General features: G+C 47.1%; 17 protein-coding genes. 11 read left to right on the top strand and 6 right to left on the bottom strand.

What is annotated here, in order from left to right; all coding sequences use genetic code 11:
• Positions 1-1,069: 1,069 nt before the first annotated feature.
• Positions 1,070-2,041 (top strand): solanesyl diphosphate synthase, encoded by a 972-nt coding sequence (gene sds, locus QT998_RS10680; RefSeq protein WP_333114544.1) that lies wholly within the window; start codon positions 1,070-1,072, stop codon positions 2,039-2,041.
• A 136-nt stretch (positions 2,042-2,177) separates the two neighbouring features.
• On the opposite strand, the gene QT998_RS10685 is transcribed toward sds, so the two are convergent.
• Positions 2,178-2,663 carry a hypothetical protein gene (locus QT998_RS10685; RefSeq protein ID WP_194065836.1) on the bottom strand — a complete coding sequence of 162 codons (486 nt, stop codon included), beginning with the start codon at positions 2,661-2,663 and terminating at the stop codon, positions 2,178-2,180.
• A gap of 152 nt (positions 2,664-2,815) precedes the next feature.
• Between QT998_RS10685 and hetZ the strand changes: the two genes are divergently transcribed.
• From hetZ to QT998_RS10700, 3 genes are all read left to right on the top strand, one after another.
• On the top strand, positions 2,816-3,997 hold the full coding sequence (gene hetZ / locus QT998_RS10690) for a heterocyst differentiation protein HetZ (RefSeq protein ID WP_333089529.1): 1,182 nt from the start codon (positions 2,816-2,818) through the stop codon (positions 3,995-3,997).
• The gene (locus tag QT998_RS10695; RefSeq protein WP_333089460.1) at positions 3,990-5,054 is read left to right on the top strand and encodes a hypothetical protein; all 1,065 of its coding nucleotides are present in this window, start codon (positions 3,990-3,992) and stop codon (positions 5,052-5,054) included. Before hetZ ends, QT998_RS10695 begins: the two co-directional genes overlap by 8 nt.
• A gap of 284 nt (positions 5,055-5,338) precedes the next feature.
• Positions 5,339-7,702, top strand: a complete 2,364-nt coding sequence (locus tag QT998_RS10700) for a DUF3488 and DUF4129 domain-containing transglutaminase family protein (RefSeq protein WP_333089459.1) — start codon at positions 5,339-5,341, stop codon at positions 7,700-7,702.
• Positions 7,703-7,826: 124 nt separating this feature from the next.
• Here QT998_RS10700 and QT998_RS10705 read toward each other — a convergent pair whose 3' ends face one another.
• The 5 genes from QT998_RS10705 to QT998_RS10725 all read right to left on the bottom strand — a co-directional run bounded on the left by QT998_RS10705 (position 7,827) and on the right by QT998_RS10725 (position 12,083).
• On the bottom strand, positions 7,827-10,679 hold the full coding sequence (locus QT998_RS10705) for a COR domain-containing protein (protein WP_333114546.1): 2,853 nt from the start codon (positions 10,677-10,679) through the stop codon (positions 7,827-7,829).
• A gap of 278 nt (positions 10,680-10,957) precedes the next feature.
• On the bottom strand, positions 10,958-11,206 hold the full coding sequence (locus QT998_RS10710; protein ID WP_333089455.1) for a DUF5615 family PIN-like protein: 249 nt from the start codon (positions 11,204-11,206) through the stop codon (positions 10,958-10,960).
• A gap of 3 nt (positions 11,207-11,209) precedes the next feature.
• Complete coding sequence (locus QT998_RS10715; protein WP_442921538.1) at positions 11,210-11,542, bottom strand: DUF433 domain-containing protein; 333 nt, start codon at positions 11,540-11,542, stop codon at positions 11,210-11,212.
• A 41-nt stretch (positions 11,543-11,583) separates the two neighbouring features.
• Positions 11,584-11,901 (bottom strand): DUF433 domain-containing protein, encoded by a 318-nt coding sequence (locus QT998_RS10720; protein ID WP_333089451.1) that lies wholly within the window; start codon positions 11,899-11,901, stop codon positions 11,584-11,586.
• Positions 11,898-12,083 (bottom strand): hypothetical protein, encoded by a 186-nt coding sequence (locus tag QT998_RS10725; protein ID WP_194008509.1) that lies wholly within the window; start codon positions 12,081-12,083, stop codon positions 11,898-11,900. Before QT998_RS10725 ends, QT998_RS10720 begins: the two co-directional genes overlap by 4 nt.
• Before the next feature lie 165 nt (positions 12,084-12,248).
• Here QT998_RS10725 and QT998_RS10730 point away from each other — a divergent pair, with 165 nt between their 5' ends.
• From QT998_RS10730 to QT998_RS10760, 7 genes are all read left to right on the top strand, one after another.
• Complete coding sequence (locus QT998_RS10730; RefSeq protein ID WP_333114549.1) at positions 12,249-12,404, top strand: hypothetical protein; 156 nt, start codon at positions 12,249-12,251, stop codon at positions 12,402-12,404.
• Between the two features lie 181 nt (positions 12,405-12,585).
• Positions 12,586-14,022 (top strand): hypothetical protein, encoded by a 1,437-nt coding sequence (locus tag QT998_RS10735; RefSeq protein WP_333114552.1) that lies wholly within the window; start codon positions 12,586-12,588, stop codon positions 14,020-14,022.
• A 231-nt stretch (positions 14,023-14,253) separates the two neighbouring features.
• Complete coding sequence (locus QT998_RS10740) at positions 14,254-14,727, top strand: hypothetical protein (RefSeq protein ID WP_333114554.1); 474 nt, start codon at positions 14,254-14,256, stop codon at positions 14,725-14,727.
• Positions 14,727-15,251: a hypothetical protein gene (locus tag QT998_RS10745; protein ID WP_333114556.1), complete on the top strand. Its 525-nt coding sequence runs from the start codon at positions 14,727-14,729 to the stop codon at positions 15,249-15,251. Before QT998_RS10740 ends, QT998_RS10745 begins: the two co-directional genes overlap by 1 nt.
• Positions 15,248-15,517, top strand: a complete 270-nt coding sequence (locus tag QT998_RS10750; RefSeq protein ID WP_333114558.1) for a hypothetical protein — start codon at positions 15,248-15,250, stop codon at positions 15,515-15,517. The genes QT998_RS10745 and QT998_RS10750 overlap by 4 nt, the downstream gene beginning before the upstream one ends.
• Positions 15,460-16,098 carry a hypothetical protein gene (locus QT998_RS10755; protein WP_333114559.1) on the top strand — a complete coding sequence of 213 codons (639 nt, stop codon included), beginning with the start codon at positions 15,460-15,462 and terminating at the stop codon, positions 16,096-16,098. Before QT998_RS10750 ends, QT998_RS10755 begins: the two co-directional genes overlap by 58 nt.
• Before the next feature lie 788 nt (positions 16,099-16,886).
• Positions 16,887-19,631: a DUF3854 domain-containing protein gene (locus QT998_RS10760; protein WP_333114561.1), complete on the top strand. Its 2,745-nt coding sequence runs from the start codon at positions 16,887-16,889 to the stop codon at positions 19,629-19,631.
• Positions 19,632-19,644 lie beyond the last annotated feature (13 nt).

Below are 19,644 nucleotides of genomic sequence, written 5' to 3' on the forward strand. Positions count from 1 at the left end.
TCGGAATTCAGAGCCAATAGCCCATTGCTCCGAGCGCGGATTCGGCTGCCGAGCAATGGGCTACTCGCCCAATCGAGTTATTTTAGAGCTGCGTTCGACCAACATCAGGACTACATAAATAGTCATGACATAACCGGCGGCCAGAACGGGAATAATTAGAGGAATATCGCGATAATTCATAATGATAACCAAAAGTCAAGGACGAGGAGGAGAAGGATAAGTTCAATACCTACGACATTAAGTCAGCACCCAAGGCAATAACTTGGTTCTGAAGGCTGCTTTTCCATATCAAGGCTGGGGGAACATTTAGGCGTTCCCGGTCAGTGGATTTTAGATTTTAGGTTTTAGATTAAAGATTTACTCGCAGATGAATCACTGGAGCAGGCACTAGCCTCTAAAATGTTCGATCTCTCTACGACTGTTGTCGATTTTAGATTTTAGGTTTTAGATTTGAGATTCACTCGCAGATCAATCATCGGAGCAGGCACTAGCCTCTAAAATGTTCGATCTCTCCACGACTGTTGTCGGTGGCTTCCGTTTTTCGGCGGGGTCAATAATGATTTACTGCTTTACAGGTGCTTAAACAACGTAAAACCATCCACTTTAGCTACTTTGAGCTACCGCGCACATAAGATGCGCTAGTCTTAAATTCTGAAAATTTTTAGTCCCAAGGAACTAAAAATCTGTCCCAGAAATTTTTGCTGCGATCTGACTAATAAGGCTGGTTATACGAAATTCTTACAGGCACCTGAAAGCTACCTGCCCGCCTGGATTAATCACAGCCTGTACTTAATGTATAGAATTGTTTAAATCCTTAATACCCATAATAACACAGGGTTTCTGGGATTTACAGATTTTTCGACAATATACTTAACAATTCGTTACAATTGGGGGGAACGGCTCTGGCAGCAGGCTACTGGCTGGAGGTAGTCGGGTGACTTCGATCGGGCTACCGATCGCAAATCAGTGGCGATCGCCAAAATTTCTCTTCCCTGTTGCAAAGAATTACCTTAAAATAAAGATATGATATGTAAAATTTTGTTACTTTACGGCTTGAGTCGGCGTATCCATGATCTCTAGCACTGTCCTATTTTCCTCGGTTGAAGAAGACCTGCGACTGTTGACAGAAAACTTAAAACAGTTAGTGGGTGCCCGTCATCCCATCTTGTACGCGGCTGCAGAATACTTATTCGGCACAAAGGGAAAACGGGTAAGACCCGCAATAGTCTTGTTGATGGCCAAGGCGACTATGCCCGATGGTGCCATCACAGAAAAACACCGCCGCCTCGCGGAAATCACCGAAATGATTCACACGGCCAGTCTAGTTCACGACGACGTGGTGGACGAGTCGGACTTGCGGCGGGGAGTACCGACGGTACACAGTCGGTTTAACAACCGAGTGGCAGTATTGGCGGGAGATTTTCTGTTCGCTCAATCTTCGTGGCATTTGGCAAATCTGGACAACCTGCCAGTAGTCAAACTGCTTTCGGAAGTGATTATGGATTTAGCAGAGGGGGAAATTCAACAGGGACTAAATGGATTTGACACCAGTTTGTCGATCGAAGCGTACCTCGAAAAAAGTTACTACAAAACAGCATCTTTAATTGCCAACAGTTCCAAAGCAGCGGGATGTTTGAGCGAAGTTTCACCGGAAATAGCAGAAGATTTGTATAACTACGGTCGCCACATTGGTTTGGCATTCCAAATAGTAGATGATATATTAGATTTCACCGCTTCAACGGAAACTTTGGGGAAACCTGCAGGCTCGGATCTGATCGGCGGAAATCTGACAGCGCCAGCGCTATTTGCCCTAGAAGAAAAGCCTTATTTGGAAGTTCTCATAGAACGCGAGTTCGCTCAAGAAGGAGATATAGAACAGGCTTTGACATTGGTAGCAGATTCTCAAGGCATAGTGCGATCGCGCGAACTAGCAACAAATCACGCGCAGAAAGCTGTCGAATACTTGGCAGCGCTGCCCAATTCAGAGTCCCGCCAAGCTTTGATAGATTTAGCAGATTACGTTTTGAGCCGACTTTATTAGCAGGAAGAAGGAAGACGGAAGAAGGAAGAAGGAAGAAGGAAGAAGGAAGAAGGAACTGGGTATTAGTTACCAGCTTGGGGCTGCCAATTCCCAAGTCCCAAGTCCCAATTCCTAACTCCCAATTTCCAATCTCTAACTATGCGATATCCGGGGGCAGATTGCTAGAATTTGACTGTAAAGCCGATCGGTACTGTTGCAAATAAACGTTAATTAATTCCTGCACTTGCTGGCGAGGGATTTCCGTCCCTACTTCCTGATTACCGGGATTTTCAAAAAAAACAATGCTGTCTAGACCTTCGAGGGCGATCATCTGAAATAAAATGTGAGTAACAGGCAAACACACGGGCCTGACGCGATCGCCCCCAGCCGCCGCTGCGGAGGACGCATCTTCAAGAGTGGGAAAAGCATAAATCACCTTTTTTTCCCGTCCCGGTTGCTTGAGATTGCTCAAAACCACGATCGCCCAACTTTCGTCTACCGCTTGCAGGATAGAGTATTCCAAGTGCTGTAGCTGTTGGGCAATTAAAATCAGCGCCGGGGCGATCGCCTTTAAAATTTGTGGCGTCGAACCGTCGGGCGGGGCTTTGTCGATCAGTGCTTCAATCTGTTGGTCTAAATCCATCAGTCAGTTAATTAGAGATTTGAGTTTCAAATTTTCAGGGTAACAGGTGCAGGTTAAAGTATGTAAATACCCGGCACTGCCCACTATAAAATCTAAAATTATAAATTTAAAGTCCCAGGGTGTGCTACTTTCAAAGTGAGCTGTCAACCATCATGCGGGAAATCGGCCAGAGCGTGGAAACCATATTTCAACTGCTGTTAGACGAACTAAAAAAGTCCACTCGGGCGTCTGAGCAGAACTGCCAAGATGTAGCAGGGCGACTCGCAGCAGAAGTCACCAGGATATGCACAGAAAGCCAGCGGATTCAAGACTCAGGAGATATAGAAGGTGCAGCCGAGAGCCTCGCCCGGCACCGCTTGCAACAATGTCTCCACTATGAAAATTTAGGATCTGGGCCAGGGCGAGTAGAATTGCACAGTACCCTCAGCGCGATCGTCTATCGCTCCATCACCCCTCCCCAGTTGCAGTCTAGCTATCAGGCGCGAATAGAACTGATCAAAGATTTTTTGCAAGGATTTTATCTCGAAGCTTTAAAGGCTTTCCGGCGCGAAACCCAACTACCACCGACCTACAGCCCCCGCACTCGCTTAGAACTAGCAGAGTACATGGCCTTTGTAGAGCGCTTCGGCAAACGGCGCATTCCCTTACCTCGGAACCGCAGCCAGCAACTAATTATTTTACGGGCCAAAACATTTTCCCAGCAGCAGCCCAAAGAAACCTCTGTAGATATGGAACAAGCCGCCGACGGAGGGGCTTGGGATTCTGACCAAACTTGGAACGACACCTCCGTGCACTCGGTGCGGGAAGCAATGGCCGGACATGGTTCATCTGCAATTCGCCCCCCAGCCGACGAGTCAGAATCTCTGCGGCAAAACGTGATTGACGAATTAGTCGCCTACTTAAAAGAGCGCAACCAAGAAGAATGCGCCGATTACTTCGTGCTGCGCTTGCAAGACTTGCCGACTAACGAAATAGAGTCGATCCTGGGCATAACTCCCCGCCAAAGAGACTATTTGCAGCAGCGCTTCAAGTACCACTTGCTCAGGTTCGCCATGTCGCACCGTTGGGAACTCGTTCACCAGTGGCTGGAAGCAGACTTAGACAAAAATTTAGGTTTGCTGCCTTCTCAGTGGCAGTCCTTTGGCGAACAAATTGGCCCAGAGGGACAGCGTTTGTTACAGTTGAAACAACAAGGTCTGTCAGAGTCAGCGATCGCGCAAACCCTCGGCAGCACGGTAGCCCAGGTACAGAAACGGTGGTTTAAATTGCTGGAACTTGCCTGGGAATTGCGAAATCGTTCAGATTCCGGAGAAGGGGCATCTACTGATGAATAACGAAACGAACAGGGATGCAGAGGCTTTCGAGCGCCATTTTTTAGACTGGATATTGCAGGCGCCAATCCCGAATGCCTCTAGCGAAGAGCAGGAAAACGTCAATGACCCCCTTCCCTCAGAAGAGTGGGGCGAAACAGAAGAGAATTCCGGGCTGGAATACTGGGAATGGGACGAACCAGACCCGCTGGACTATCAAGTGGGTTCGCAGAGCATTTCACCCGCACAACCCCTGACTATTGGAGAAATACCGACCGTGCAAGACCGTTTTCAGACCTTGTTAAAAGAAAGGCTTAGATCCGAAATTGAAGCCAACCCGCCGCTGTTCCCCTGGGAAACAGAACTCAAGAGCTACGAACACGACTATCCAGACGATGCAGTCCCCCAATGGGTTCCACCCCTGCACCTCTGGACTCCCCAACTAAAAAATATTAGATGGGGTCGCCTGCCAATTCCGATCGCCCAAGGGGTTTTTGCTCAACTGCTAGAACCTTGTCAGCAATTGGTAATGTCGTCGCTGCGGGAAGGCTCGAAATTAGTTCGCGCTGTAGATAGTTTGTTTCCGGGCCAGTCTGAGGAACTCAACCAATTAGCTGGTTTCGTACTCAGAGGTGCTACCAGAGGAATTACAGGTTTAGAAGTAGAAGATTTACCGAATTACGAAGCGGCAACTATCGATCAACAAATGCTAATGTCGTTGTTGGCCGCCCGAGAAATCATTGAGTCTCTAACTTTGAATTGTCCTGTAAACCAGCCCCCTATTTCGCGGGAGTGGCTGACTGCTTTGGGCTCCCTGACTCTCTCTGCTCAATACCTGTCTAACCGCAACACAGAACCACCAAGGCCGTGTTTAAGAGTTGAGTGCGAATTTCCAGGGGGAGGAAGTTTGGAACTCAAGGGAGGAGATGCCGAAGCAACTGCACAGCGTCCGAATTCCGGGCATTTAAGTGTGGAGTTGTTTGACCCGCAACCTGACAAGACTTATGCCCTAGAAGTCAAATTCCAAAACTTCGATACTAGACCTCTGATGTTTGCTATTCGTCCAACTTTGGCTGGATAAAACAGCAACTATCGAGGTAAAATTAGAGTAGTTAACTGCGTTTTTTACTCTACGGTTTGACCTCACACAAAAACAGATACAATCTGCTGATTTCTGTCGCGGAAAGCCAAAAAAATTAGAGACGAATTAAAGCCCCCAGATTCATCTGTGAAGTTAATCTGTGGATTCAATCTCAAATCGAATGGCAGAGAAATAAGATTTAGATATTAGTTAAAACCCAGATAAATCTGTGGATTTAATCTAAAATCTAAAATCTAAAATCTAAAATCGTTGGATGGGTGCACATGACAACTGATAACCTGCGAAATATACCTGTTTTGGGTAAACTGTGGGAGCGGATAGAGGCAATGCCTCCGCCGGTGACTGAGGATTCTTTACTGCTGCGAATCCTAGTTCAGTTGTTGGTAATTGTGGGAATTGTGGCTACTGATGTTGCTTCTGAAGAAAGCCTGAACCTGTGGGCTGTGCCTGTTAGTATTGTGGGAGCAACTTGGAGTTGGTACCGCCGCCGCGATCGCAATGTAGCCGCTAAATTCTGCATAGCTATTGGAATGCTGGTGGCGCTGTTCGCCTTTTTTACCCGCTTGGTGGGAGAATTAAACGATACGCGGTTAGTTTTGGCGCAACTGTTAATTAACATTCAAGTGTTGCACAGTTTCGATTTGCCCCGCCGCAAGGATTTGGGCTATTCGGTCGTCATCGGGCTGATTTTGTTGAGTGTAGCGGCGACCATCAGTCAAACGCTGACTTTTGGGCCGCTGCTGTTGGTATTTTTGGCTTTAGTGCTGCCGACTTTGGTGCTGGATTACCGCTCGCGCTTGGGACTCTCGAAGCTAGAAAACATCAATCCGGCGACAGAAAGTAGAAGTAAAAACAACAATTTATCGCTATTTGCTGCTACTTTATCTCCCAAGTATTTTAGTTTGTTGTTGTTGATAACTGTAGGGTTGGGGCTGGCTATTTTTGCGTTTTTGCCGCGCCTCCCAGGCTATCAATTGCGGACTTTTCCCGTGAGTGCTCCTATTGAATATCAGGGCGAGTTTGACTCGCGCAGCATTACCAATCCGGGGTATGTCAGGGGGGGGAATCAAAAAGGAACTGGCGGAGGGAAGGGGAGAAACCCAGACAAAGGGCCAGGAGAGGTAGACTCTACTTTTTATTACGGTTTCAACCAGCGCATCAATCAAAATTTGCGGGGGGTATTAAAACCTCAAGTGGTGATGCGGGTGCGATCGCAGGCGGCGGGTTTTTGGCGAGTGTTGGGCTTTGACAAATATACCGGTCAGGGTTGGGAAGTTTCGCGCAACGACGACGCTTTTAAGGTGAATCGACCTCGCTGGTCTTATCAATTTTATCTGAATCCCTATCCGAATGCGCCCCGCACTCAAGAGGTGATTCAAAGTTATACTATTCTTGCTCAGTTACCAAATTTGATTCCGGCTTTAAACAAGCCGAAGGAACTTTATTTTCCGACGCAGGAAGTGGCGATTGATGCGGAGGGAGGTTTGCGATCGCCTGTGGAGTTGGCGGAAGGTTTGACTTATACGGTGATTTCTAACGTACCTTTTCGCGATCGCTCCTTGTTGGGGCAAACTGGTACTAATTACCCGAAAAATATTCGCAAATTCTATTTGGACGTGCCGCCAGAAATTGCCCAGAAAGTGCGAGAAAAAACTGAAGAAATCTTGTTGGGGAGAACAAGAGTGGCTAAGTCGGACAGGGCGATCGATTCTCCCTACGAAAAAGCTCTGTACTTAGCTCAATATTTGAAGCAAAACCCGAATTACAAACTTGTCAAAGCTTTGCCTTATTTAGAAGAAACTGAAGATTTAGTCGAGGGTTTTCTGTTTGGCTATCAAAACACGCAAGACGGCAAAAAAGTTACAGGCGGATACCCCGACCATTTTTCGACGGTACTGACAATTATGCTGAGGTCGATCGGGATTCCGGCGCGAGTGGCTGGCGGTTTCGATACGGGAGAATTCAACCCGTTTACTGGTTTGTATGTGGTGAAAAATACCGACGCTTTCTTGATGACGGAGGTATATTTTCCTAAATACGGCTGGTTTGGTTTTAATCCGATTCCCGGTTATCCGCTGATTCCGGCTTCGGTGGAAGACAACCAGACTTTTAGCGCGCTGGAATCGTTTTGGAAGTGGATCGCGGCTTGGCTACCGACTCCTCTCAGAAGCGGGCTGGATTCAGTTATAGGTTTTGTAATTGGCTGGATCAGTTTGATTCTGGGTTGGTTTCTGGGACAGTTTGCTAGGGGTTGGGTGGGGTTATTTACTGGGTTGATTAGCGCGATCGCCTTTGGGTTTATTGGCTGGTTAATTTGGCAAGGGTGGCGCAAGTGGCGCTACCGCCGCTGGCTGCATAAGTTGCCGCCGGTGGAGGGGGTTTATCAGCAAATGCTGAAGGATTTGGCAAGTCGCGGATTTGCCAAGCAGAAAGCTCAAACGCCTTTGGAATATGCAAAGACAATGCGCGGCCACCATGCAACTGATGAAGCCGAAGTAATTGAGGAAGTTTCGCAAGCTTACGTGCGGTGGAAGTATGGCGGCGAAGCGGGAAATTTGAGTCAGTTGCGACAGTTGGTGGACAATTTGAGGCGATCGCACTTAAGGAAACTGAAAAAGTTAAGGTAAAATTTGGTTCTTCATCTGCGTGAATCCGCGTCCATCCATTGTCATCTGCGGTTAAGAAATTCTCTTTTTTTTAACCGCAGATAGAGGCAGATAGAGGCAGATTAACGCAGGTACCCAGTTTTATTTACCGTGCCGATGGTAACTGGATTTGGACATTGGCTTTTTCAGCTAAATCAGTTACATTGTTGGTAAAATCGGTCATATTTGCGATCGGACCAGCAATGCCCGCCGCGATCGCCAAAATAACACCCAATTTTTTGGCAATCAGTTTCATATTGCGCTTGTCTTGGGGTTTATTTAGTTGTGCTTCCACGTTGTCAATTTCCGTCAACACTTCTTCGCGCTCGTCTTCAGGAAATTGGGCGGCGGTTTCACGCATCGATGAAATCAGTTTTAGAATTTCCGCGGTATTCGCGTTATTGTTTAGAATAAATTGACTGTTATTAACTTCGGCGTTGTCGCTGCCGATAACACCGGACATCGGGCCGTTGAAGTTGTTGGTTTTGGCAGAAGTTTCAGTCTTTTGTTCGGGGTTCATGTTTAAGTGTACGTTGTAAATATTTTGCTGCGCTCTAGAAGACTCTACCGAATCAAATCGATCGATTCCAGAAAGTCGCTCTTGTTCCCATTGGCGGGAATAGTCGGGAAAATCGTCCATTAAGCCCCGCACATTCACATTCTCGTAGGATATTTCACATTCCACTGTGTACTTCCGATTGTCCAAACGGCGGCGCAAGTTATCAAAGGCATAGAGATGAGGATTTTGGCTACCTTTGCATTTGGCACAATTGCAAGGGATGAATTCTTGATATTTTAGGCGTTTATCGTAAGTAGCATGAATTTTCCAGAGTTCGTGGCGGATTTTGTCTAATAAAGATTTTTTCTGGGTTCCAGATACGCGGATGCGGATTTCTCGTTGATGATAGTTCTCGATGACTTCGGCTTTGGCGTAGTTGTCGGTGAGGACAACGCCGTCACGCCAGACAATATCGGTACTTTTTATCCGGCAAATCAAGCCGTGTATCTCTACAATCAGCCTGGTGATGATGCCTTTGGGCATAAACTCGTATTCGTAGCGCACGATTAGGTTGTCGCTGTCATCCCAGTCATAGTTGCGCGGTTCGAGAGGGAGACGTTGCGGGGCGATGTAGTGTCCCGATTGGCCGATTTCGTAACAGATTTTGAAGCTTTTCATGAGCTGGAGTAGCTTGTCGTGAAGGTAGTCGTATTCGTCGTCACTCCAGATTTCGCTGAGGTTTTCGTCGGTGAAGTGTCCGTAATTGGCGATGACTTGTTCGTTATGGGTGACTTTGTAGACGGCATTGGTTGCCCATTCGGGACGGAGGATGACTAGGTTCTGGAGGATAGATTCTTTCTTAGTGTCAGGATCTTTTTGGAAGTGGAGGATAATACCAAGGTCGTGCAGGTATTTGCTCATACTCAGCATCGTGCGTTGGTCGGATTTGTCAAAGCCTTGGCTGGCGCAGATGTCGTAGAACTCATGGATATCAATGTAGTTTCTGCTTCGGGCGTAGTTTTCCAGGACATGACGGACGTTTGCCCAGGGCCTGGGGATGGGGATGCCGACGTGGTTGAGTTGGGTGATGTTTTTTTGCAGGTAGCATTGGAGTTCATCGAGTCCGCGATTGTGGGCGAGGTTGGTGTTGAGGGATTCTTTTAAATTGGCAAAGTCGCCGCGCAGTTGGGAGACGTTGATGTCGCAGCAGCGGTCTTGTTTTTCGTTGTGGACGAGAAGGACGGGACTGGCGCTGCTGAGGAGTTCGATGATGCTCAGCCAGTAGGAGAGGTTGGGGTTTTCGCGGCGGTTATCGACTAGGAGAATGTAGAAGGAACGTTCGGTGAGGAAGAATTGGTGGGTGGCGTGGTAGATTTCCTGTCCGCCGAAGTCCCAGATGTGGACGCGAAAGGTTTTGCCGTTGTATGGGAATTCCCAGCGGCTGACATCAATGCCTTCGGTGGAGGGTTCTTGTTCTTGGAGTTTGTAGTCGGAGTTGAGGAGTTTTTTCGCGAGGGTGGTTTTTCCGGCTTCGCCTTCGCCGACGATGAGCAGTTTGGCTTCGTAGAGTTCTTCGGTGTCGTTGGGATTGCGGGTTTGGAAGTAGAAGTCGAGGATGGTTCGCAAATCGTCTTGGAGGATTTCGGGAGGAATCGGGAGCGGATTACTCTTCAAGTGCAGTTTTTCGAGCTTCTCCATGCCACGAATCGCCTCTGGGATTACCGTAATCTGATTGCCAATTAGGTCAAGAACTGTCAGATTCGACAGTTGCCCGATCGCCTCTGGGATTAGCGTAATCTGATTGTTCCAGAGGTAAAGCTGTGTCAGATTCGACAGTTGGCCGATCGCCTCTGGGATTAGCGTAATCTGATTGCCAATTAGGTTAAGAACTGTCAGATTCGACAGTTGCCCGATCGCCTCTGGGATTGCGGTAATCTGATTGGTATGGAGGAGAAGCATTGTCAGATTCGACAGTTGCCCGATCGCCTCTGGGATGACGGTAATCTGATTGCCACCGAGGTTAAGCATTGTCAGATTCGATAGTCGGGCGATCGCCTCTGGGATTACCGTAATCTGATTGCTACTGAGGCTAAGCGATGTTAGATTCGATAGTCGGGCGATCGCCTCTGGGATGACCGTAATCTGATTGTTATCGAGGCTAAGCCATGTTAGATTTGATAGTCGGGCGATCGCCTCTGGGATGGAGGTAATCTGATTGTTATTGAGGTTAAGTATTTTTAAGTTGGTTAATTGAAGAACAACATCAGGAAACTCAGTTAGCTTATTTCCAACCCATTTTCGTTTTTCCTGATCGAATTTCACCAACACCAACGACTCAAGCTGCGTGCACTTGCCAATCTCCGGCGGCAATTCCTCCAACCCCAACCCTGCCAAATCCAATTCTGTCTGGTCCTCATCAGCCGCTTTGTCGATTAACTGCAACAACTCCTCTCTCGTCATATCTTTTGTCTCCCCGTAGTCTTCATTTTATTGTGACAGGATTTTTTGGTTGATGGGGAATTGCCCGCGCGTCATCTAAGAAACCGGGTTTTTTCGGGTTTCTACGCTATCACCAAGAATTCTGGCAAAAACCCGGTTTCTGACCACTCGTGCATCAGTCCTGTTTATGTTAATGGGAGATGGACGATCTGATGTTGGTATTCGTTATCAAACGAACCATCAGCAATCAAAATTAATTCCTCAATATTTTGCCCAATACTTAAATCTGAGTTCAAAACTCAAATTCCTGGAATATGGCTGAAAGCAGACATATTATCTGCCAGATGGACGGGCATTGACTTGCGGTTGTTGGTGACTAAAATAAAACCATTATCCTCACACCAAATCAAAATATCTGGATCGAGAGTGCTTTTCGGAGGTGTACCAATGTCGCCCACTGCCCAAACTACTAAATCGGGGCGTTTCCGGCGAAGTTGTGTAGCATAAATTGGCGTAACATTCTCATCCATCAAATATTTAAGCGCCATTTCTCAAGTATCCTGGATTGCAGTTTGACTTTCCCGTTCAGCCTTCAATTTTCGCAATCTTTCCGCAGCCGGATGCGGATTTGTTGCTTGCATTTTTCGCTGCTGATGCGACCATTCCAACCAATCTTGTATATATCTACTTACTGATTCCTTGTTTAGCAAATAATACAAAATAGTTGTGTAAACTTCTGCTAAAGTTAGAGATGGATAGAATTGCTGAATTTCTTCTGGGGTGCGTTCCCGATGCAAATATTCATACAGCACGGTCTCAATCCCGATGCGATGTCCTTTAATCCGAATATCATCCGGTGCTAAGAAATCAAAATACTGATTCATTTCCATATCTAAAATCCCTCTTTTAGCTATCTACTATTCTACTATTCGGTTTGATGAGAAACTATAATGCGATCGATTTCTGCGCGGTGGCGATCGTAATAACGCCAAGCATTCTCTAAATCGCGATCGGATAAACCTGGATAATTCCGAAGTAATTCCGCCTCATCAGCCCCCTGTTGGTGAAGCGAAACCAGCGTCCAAACAGGAATGCGGGTGTTGCGAATTCGGGCATATCCTCCACACACTCCAGGCGTACTCTGAATCGCCCTAGCTGAGAGTTTTTCTTGAAACAGCAAACTCTTTTCAGGTGTCAGCGACTCAATGACTTGAATTAAGGAGTCAACCAACTGAATGTTCATAGCTGATAATTTACGCAATGTAGAATAGTGCGATCGCTCAAACTATCATAGCAAATTTCCCCCAACACCAAAGTCTCAAGCCCAGTGCACTTGCCAATCTCCGGCGGCAATTCCTCCAACTCCAAACTCGGCAAATCCAATTTTGTCTCGCCCTCATCCGTCGCTTTGTCGATTAACTGCATCAATAATAATACGATCGATTTCTTCCGGGTGGCGATCGTATGATTAAAACAACGGTTAAAAGATGAAAGCCAATGATGACCAGCCTGAATGTGGATACGGCACTGCTACAAGAGGCGATCGAACTACAATGAGAAAATTCGCTGGAAACCTTAGTTGAAATCGCCTTGCGCGAATACATTCAACGCCGCAAACAACCGCACTATCTCGAACTTAGCTTTGGAGAATCTCTCGGTGCATTTCTGGAAAAATATCAAGTGCACGAATTGAGCTTAAATCCCGATCGAATTTGGGAAGATGTTCGCGCCGGAACAAAGCGTTAAGAGTAGTGCGGATAAAAGGACTTGAATTAACACTTAGGCTTCAAATTACGATTTTCCGCCGTCCTAGCGCTTTTCTCTACTCACTCTGAAAGTCCTGTCTTGCACTTGAGCGAAGACTGAGCTACTTGATGTATGGTCTATACAGCAAGCAAACTCAACATTTTAGAGCTGGGAGCGAAAGATGAGCGAAAAGTTTAATTCAGTCACAACAAATACTACCGCCGACTACCTTATCGGCTACGAGCGGATTTTGGACTATTTCAAGCAAGCCCAGAAGGAATGCCCTAAAGGAGTAGGACTCAAAAGAGACAGCAAAGCTAGTGGGGGTTACATAACGCTTCAGTTCAAGTTAGGTAACAAGCGGGTCAACAAAACCTGCGGGTGCTATCTGACGATGCAGGGTATTACTGACGCTACGAGAAAAGCTCATTTAGTCGCTAATGCTCTAAGCTCGTTCTCTAGTGAGTCTCAGTTTTTAGCGTGGTACGATGATACGATTCTAGAAAAAAATATCATCAAAAATGATTTGATGACGTTTGGTGATGCGATAGCAAAAGTAGAGAAAGATTACTGGGATGGACGTACTAAACGCCGTCAACAGCGCGACAAAAATAGTATCAGTCAGCAGAATACTTGGGATGCCGTTTACGGTCACGATTACAAGCTTTTACCACGGAATACGGTTGTCAACTTAACGGATATTCTGTCGGTAATCAATAGTAAAAAACAAGGCAGTAAATGTTTTAAAAACTGCTTGTGTGCCATGAAAAAGTTAGCTGAAGTTATCGGCAATACTGATATACTCGCTCATCTCAAGGAGATTGACGGAAGACAAACGGAGTTTAGAAAAGACCTGCAATCAGTATCCATTGACGAATTTATTAAATTCTGTGAAGATGTTTTAGATGTCCCTCTTGGCAATAAACGATACAATTTAGAGCAGCGACGCTGTTGGTTATGGGTGTTCTCAATGCAAGTGGTGTATGGTTTTCGAGTACACGAAGTCTTTGCTATTCAAAACATTGACAAATCATTTAAGACAGAGGATGGAATTATTATTCAGGCACTGACCGAGCCAGACAACGTGAGAATGATTGCTGTAGTGGGCGACAAAACATCACTAGATACAACGACTAAGACTGGCTACCGACTGTGCGTACCGATGTTAGCACCGACTCATCCTGACTTAATAGAGCGTTTAGGAATCAAGTCGGGTAAACCACCTGAAATCTGTTTATTGTCAGATAGTCCCAAAACAATTGCTGGCATATACAGTCGCCGTGCTTGGACTACTTTGAAAAGATGGAATAAAGGTTTTACTCAGTCTCACGCTTTACGTCATTTGGCTAATCTTAATGGTCAGATGGCTGGGATGTCTCAGGAGACGAGAGCCAAAAATTTGGGACATTCAACGCAGATGAACGAAGGCACTTACAAGAAGCGAGCTAATACCAAAACGACAATTGATTTATTGACTCGATTTACAAAGGAAGCTATTCCTTTGAGTAGTGCTATTCAGGTGCTCAAGCAAATAGGAAGCGACGCACAATGTATTAGATTATTGGCTGCTATTTACGGCATTACTCCCGACGAAGTGATAGAGTTGCTTGCCGAATAATTGGAAACAAAAGTTTACAGTCTCTGTGTTGACAGATGGCTGTGAAACTGCGATCGTATGTAACTAAGGAAGATTTGATGCGCGACTGACTAGCGTACCACCGCTAACCAAGTCACGACTTCCCCAAACCGTTTATCAGCAACGTTTGGAGCCTAAATATAATGCCACATTCAGCCGATTGTCCCAAGAGGCGATCGCAACACTTAACGTTTCCGGGTGCGGGGGCTAGCCATGACTGAGCCTCCCGTACATTACCGCCGCATTGACAAACTCAAGGCGATCGCTTTCGAGCGCGGTTTCACCAACGAAGACGCAAAGCAGTTTGGGAAGCTTTCCAAGACTTCCACATGGGAAGCGCTGCTAGAGCTTTATCTTGTTGACGGCGAATCACTAGACAGTGTAGACACTGTAGACATTACTCTCAATGTTGTAGACACTGCAGACACAATACCTGAATCCTTTAATACAGTAGCTGTAGACAGTGTAGACACTGGCTGGACTAACGACGGTTCCTTCCCCGTCTGCGACTTTACCCGCCAGACTTCCACCAACTTTTTAGAATGGGTTGATTTTTCTCAACTCATCGCACTTGTACTCGCATCGGCGGGGGTCTTTGTGCTGGCAATGTCAATGTGGCGACAAATCAATCCTCTCAATCTGTTTCCCCCAGTTCGCATCAACATTCAAATCGGAGCAGCAAAGTAATGGGACTCATGCAAAAACTGTTGAGCGGTGGTAGCAATCAAGCTGCTACCCAGTCCGGCGGTGGAATTGTCCACGACGGAACACACGCAATCGACAAAAATAAAGTGATGGCCGCCACCTCAGCGGATGCAATCAGCCCGTTAAACCCCGGTAAATTTGCAGCAGGCGAGCGCTCGGTTCCCATCATTCAGAAGCCTCGCTATTTCACCGAAGAAGAAGCGGATGCAATGAAAGAGCTTGCCAAGCAAAAGACCGAGGGAGCCAGACAATCCAAGCGCGGTTATGAAGCTGCGGGGAAGATTGAAGAAGCTGATGCAAAAGTTCACAAGTACCACCGCAAGTATGAAGGCGTGGTGGCTGACAACGAACTCGTTAAAAAGCGCGCTGATGCTCGACTTGGCAAACACTTACACGCTCAACGCCCTGCCTATGCTCGGCTTGGAATGAGTCTCGACCAAGCGGCCAGCAATGCTGAAACTCGCATCGGCGAAATTAGAGCCAAATTGCAAGGGGCGAAACCATGACAAAGGCGATCGCAATTTTCAACGATTTTTTGATGGTTGCGGTTGCCTCTAGCTTTTTCTGCTGGCTGGCTTCCTTGCATCCTCAAGCCTTGGCGCTCGTCCGCGCTGCTTACATAATTTTTGCTGTGCTGTGGATGCTGAGCTGGATGCTCGACGATTGGCTGATTGCACGGCTCAAAATCAAAGCGCTCGATTTGCAGGGCATTTTGTGTCTAGCATTTGCAGCCGTGGCGATCGGATTGGGGGTGATGATATGTCGCTCTTAAAAATATCGGTGCTGACGGTTTCGAGTTTCACCCTTTGGCTAGCGCCACCGTTTATTCTCAGCCGAAAGATTCCTTTGCACAACTTGACTACAGGATTGGCCTTAATCGGCTCCTGGGCTTGCTGCTTTGAAGCTCGCAGGGTTGCCGTCAAACTCAACCAAGTTGAGGAATTCGAGGCAATGAAAAACGCGGCAATTAACGCTGATGTCGCAGATGAACTCGCAACAGAGATTTATGTCTCCGAACAGCAACGGCGCATAGAAGCTGAGGAAATTCTCAACACGAATCAGCGAACAGGACGCGCAAACGAGACAGAACTCAATTCGATAAAAGAATCACTAGAACTGTTGATTCAAAAGACTTCTGCCGATTCTAGCGAACTGGCAGTCGTGAATTTATCTGCTAGGGAGCGCGAACAAATCGAATCAATTCTGCAATGTCACGTCAAAGGCCTCCACGGCAAAAATAAAATCCTCAAAGAAATTTGGGGTGTGAGCCCCGGTAGCAGTCAAGCTTACCGCAACGCAAAGGCTGAGTATGAATACTTACTTCCATTTATTAAGGAGGAAAAAGAAGAATGAAAACGCGGGCCGGGGGGGGCTGGTTTAGGGTCTGCCCCCCGGCCGCGACACCCAGAATTTAAGGCGCCGCAGGCAACCGGAACCGAGTAATACCCGGTACACTCTTTAACAAGTAGAAAAAAAGCTTAATAGATAATGTTAGTTAATAATTAGCAAAAAATAGATAATAAACAATTTATCATCTATTGTGATGTGTTTTTTGACTACTTGATTCCTTCTTTAAGCTCTTGGGTTTCTTTACGAGCGGGATTTTTTCGATGTTCCGCAGAGCTTGCTTGCCGAAGTTGCACAGACTCCGCCGGAACTTCGGAAAAATAGCCGCAACTCTCCGGCAAGATGTACGATTCAAATTGGTGGAACCCTAACCTTGAGCAATTGAGGTGCATCCGGTAGGCAGCCCATGAAATGCTTTGACAAGAGAAAGAGTAGGCGCGATTTGTACCAGTTCGGCTGTATGAATCCGGGAATCTCCCAAAGTAGGTTGTTAGGAGGGGCGGGTTAAAACCCGGTAAACAGACGGCCCGGTGATAAGCGCCGTGAGTGCATACGACTCACACATTGAGCTAGATTCGATTCTCATTTGCACGAGATAACTGGCTTTTTATCGGATAGGGAAAGGAAGCAAAACAATTTATAGTCTTGCCTTTCAACGATATAAAGCTCGTTCCAATTCGTGCTTCAAGCTTTTAAAAATTCAAGTAAACACCAAAAAACCGCTGCTCTTCAAATTGGACTCTGATGCTGCAACGGCTTTTGGTACTAAACCCGCTTTTTAGGGCGGTAAATTCATGAATTCATCATACCCCAATGGGTCAAATTCTGCATCCCAAAATTCAACCTTCATCAGCCCCAAACACCTCGCCGAGTGGGTTGAAGGTTCAGCCGTATCAGAAGCGATCGCCCGTCTCAATATCGAATCGCTAACAGCAAAAGAACTCAACGAACGCATCCAGCCCAAAGAACCAATCAAAACAGGTGGTTGGTGGTGTCGCAGCATCAACTGGCGCACTGGGGTAAAAACAGGGAACCGCTACGGACAGGGCAAGCCGGACAAGCCGCACCAACCAGAAGGGCAAAAACCGCGCAAATACCTAACAGCATCAGGGACTGAACCCGACGCAATCTTTCTAGCCATGCCAGACAGAGATTACTGGTTCAAGACTCGCAACGACCTCTCTGTTCCCCGGCACTGGACAGAAGGGGTTAAAAAGGCTGGCTCTGGACTGAGCATCGGCTTAGCAACCATTGCTTTGACAGGAGTTTGGAACTGGGGCAAAGACGGGCAACTAGCAAAAGAGGTTGAAAACTGGGTGCAACCCGAAACTGTTCACTACATAGACTTTGATTCTGACTATGCGGGCAACTCATCTTGCCGTGCAGCCATTTTGAAGCTTGGCCGCTTGCTAGAAGAACGCGGATGCGAGGTCTACATAACAACTTGGGATGCCCAATTCAAAGGGATGGATGACTTTATCAAAGCTAACGGTGGCGATGCCTTCAAAGAGGCTGTAGCGAACGCGCCAACCCTAGACAAATGGGAGAAACAGCTCAAAAAAAGCGATCGCAAAAAAGCTGCTTTAACCCCTAATAAATTTCTTACCTCTCACGCGCATACGCGAGAAGATGTAGTATGCCAGAAGTATGACAGTAGTGCAAATGACTACATCCCTGATATAGCAACGCCTCCAGAGCTTAGTTACGTCCAAAAGGCGGAGGCTTCACTGTACTCTGAGGGGCATTGGGTGTCGATTGCGGGTCAAATTTACCAATTTGCCGACGGTTATTATCAACTGCGGTCGGAACCTTCGGAAAAACGCCGTATCCGTGATTGGCTCAGTACCTATTTTGAGAACGTTAAGGGCGTATACCGCTGCAACCGTGCCAGCTCTGCCAGCATTAATCAGGTTTACGACTGGGTGGTTGCAGGTTTGGCGGTAGAGATTGATGCCGTGAACCCGCCGGGTCTGAACTGCTCTAACGGGGTTCTCAGGATTAATCCCGATGGTTCCCATACTTTTGCCCCGCACAATCCTAAGCAGGTCTACACCTACATTGGTGGCAAATACGACTCCAGTATTAGCCCCGTAGATTGCGATCGCCTTTTAGAGTGTCTGGAACCACAACAGCGTGAAATTTTCCTTAGAACGGTTGCTGCTGCACTGTGTCTACCGCTGGCTCGCCTGAAGATGTCGCGGGTTAAAGGACTGCTTTGTCACGGCGATGGCAGTAACGGTAAGGATACTTTGCGGACTGCTTTGGTGGCGGTGTTGGGACGGGGTGTGACAGGCAAAAGCTTAAAGGACTTTCAGGTTTATGACAGCGGGAGAAAGTTTCCTCTTGCTGGCCTGGAGAATTCTTTGTGCAACTGGTCTAGCGAAAACGCAGACGCGGTGAAACTGGATAAGCTGCAAAGTCTCAAGCAGTTCATCACGGGCGATGAGCTGACAATTGAGCACAAGGGGCGTGGCGAGTATCCGTACAAGCCAGAGGCTATATTCCTTGCTAACTGCAATGTTTTGCCAAGTATCAGCAGTGATGCAGAGGCTATCAGGAGTCGTTACTGCATTTTGAGCTTCAAGAAAACTTACGCGGTTGGGGCTGACTCTGGGAAGGGCCAGTTAGAAGCTGACCCTCGGTTCAAAGAAGACCCCAATTTTATTTTGGAACGGATTGCGCCGGCACTTCTCAACAGGATGCTGGAGCGGATACCGTTGCTGCTGGCTGAGGGGATTAATTACGGCTCTAGTGACGCAGCTTTACGGGAAGCTCAGGAAAAGTCTCAGCATCTGTGGCAGTTTGTCAGAGATATGGGATATGAGGCCGGCCAAGGTGAGCGCGTTTATGCCAAGGACTTGTGGCAAGAGTTGCGGGATTGGTATGTAGAGGCTGGCATTCTTGAGATTGAGGGTGAGAAGGAAAAATTGGTTTGGAACGAGTTGCCGGGGCGCGATACTCCTGTAAAGGCTATCAACCAAGTGTTTGCGCGGTTCAGTGAGTTGTTCCCTAGATTGCAAAAACATCGACACACAGAAAGGGGCTTCGAGTCTCAGCGAATGATGGGTGAAGCTTACTATCTTGGTATCTGCAAACAAAATTCCAAAATAAGTAAAAAATCATCCTCAGCATCCTCAGCACTTGACTCTACGGTACTTTCATCCTCAGCACTGCTTCAGCAAAAAAATTCTGCTGAGGATGGTGCTGAGGCAGTAACCCTTACACAGAGAGCTGCTGAGGATGCTGAGGACGAAAACTCACTTCTTTTGGAGTTATGCAATTCTTTGTCAAAACTCACCCTGTCTCAAAGACAAAAACTGACAAAACTCACCGGCATTCCCTGCTCTGACCCCATCAAAGCATTCAGACTCGGAGACGAAGTGGCTGGTAACAATCCAGAGGACATTAGCTATAACTGGCACGGTCGCATCGTTGAGATTCACACGAGCATCGGTTGCAAGGTTGACTGGCAAGAGCGCGACGGCATGAAGGGCGGACGGGTAATCTCAATGCTCTTCTGTAACCTGCGGAAAATTTAGCCGCTGACTGACA

The organism is Microcoleus sp. S1D4 (assembly GCF_036700765.1).
Lineage (GTDB): Bacteria > Cyanobacteriota > Cyanobacteriia > Cyanobacteriales > Microcoleaceae > Microcoleus.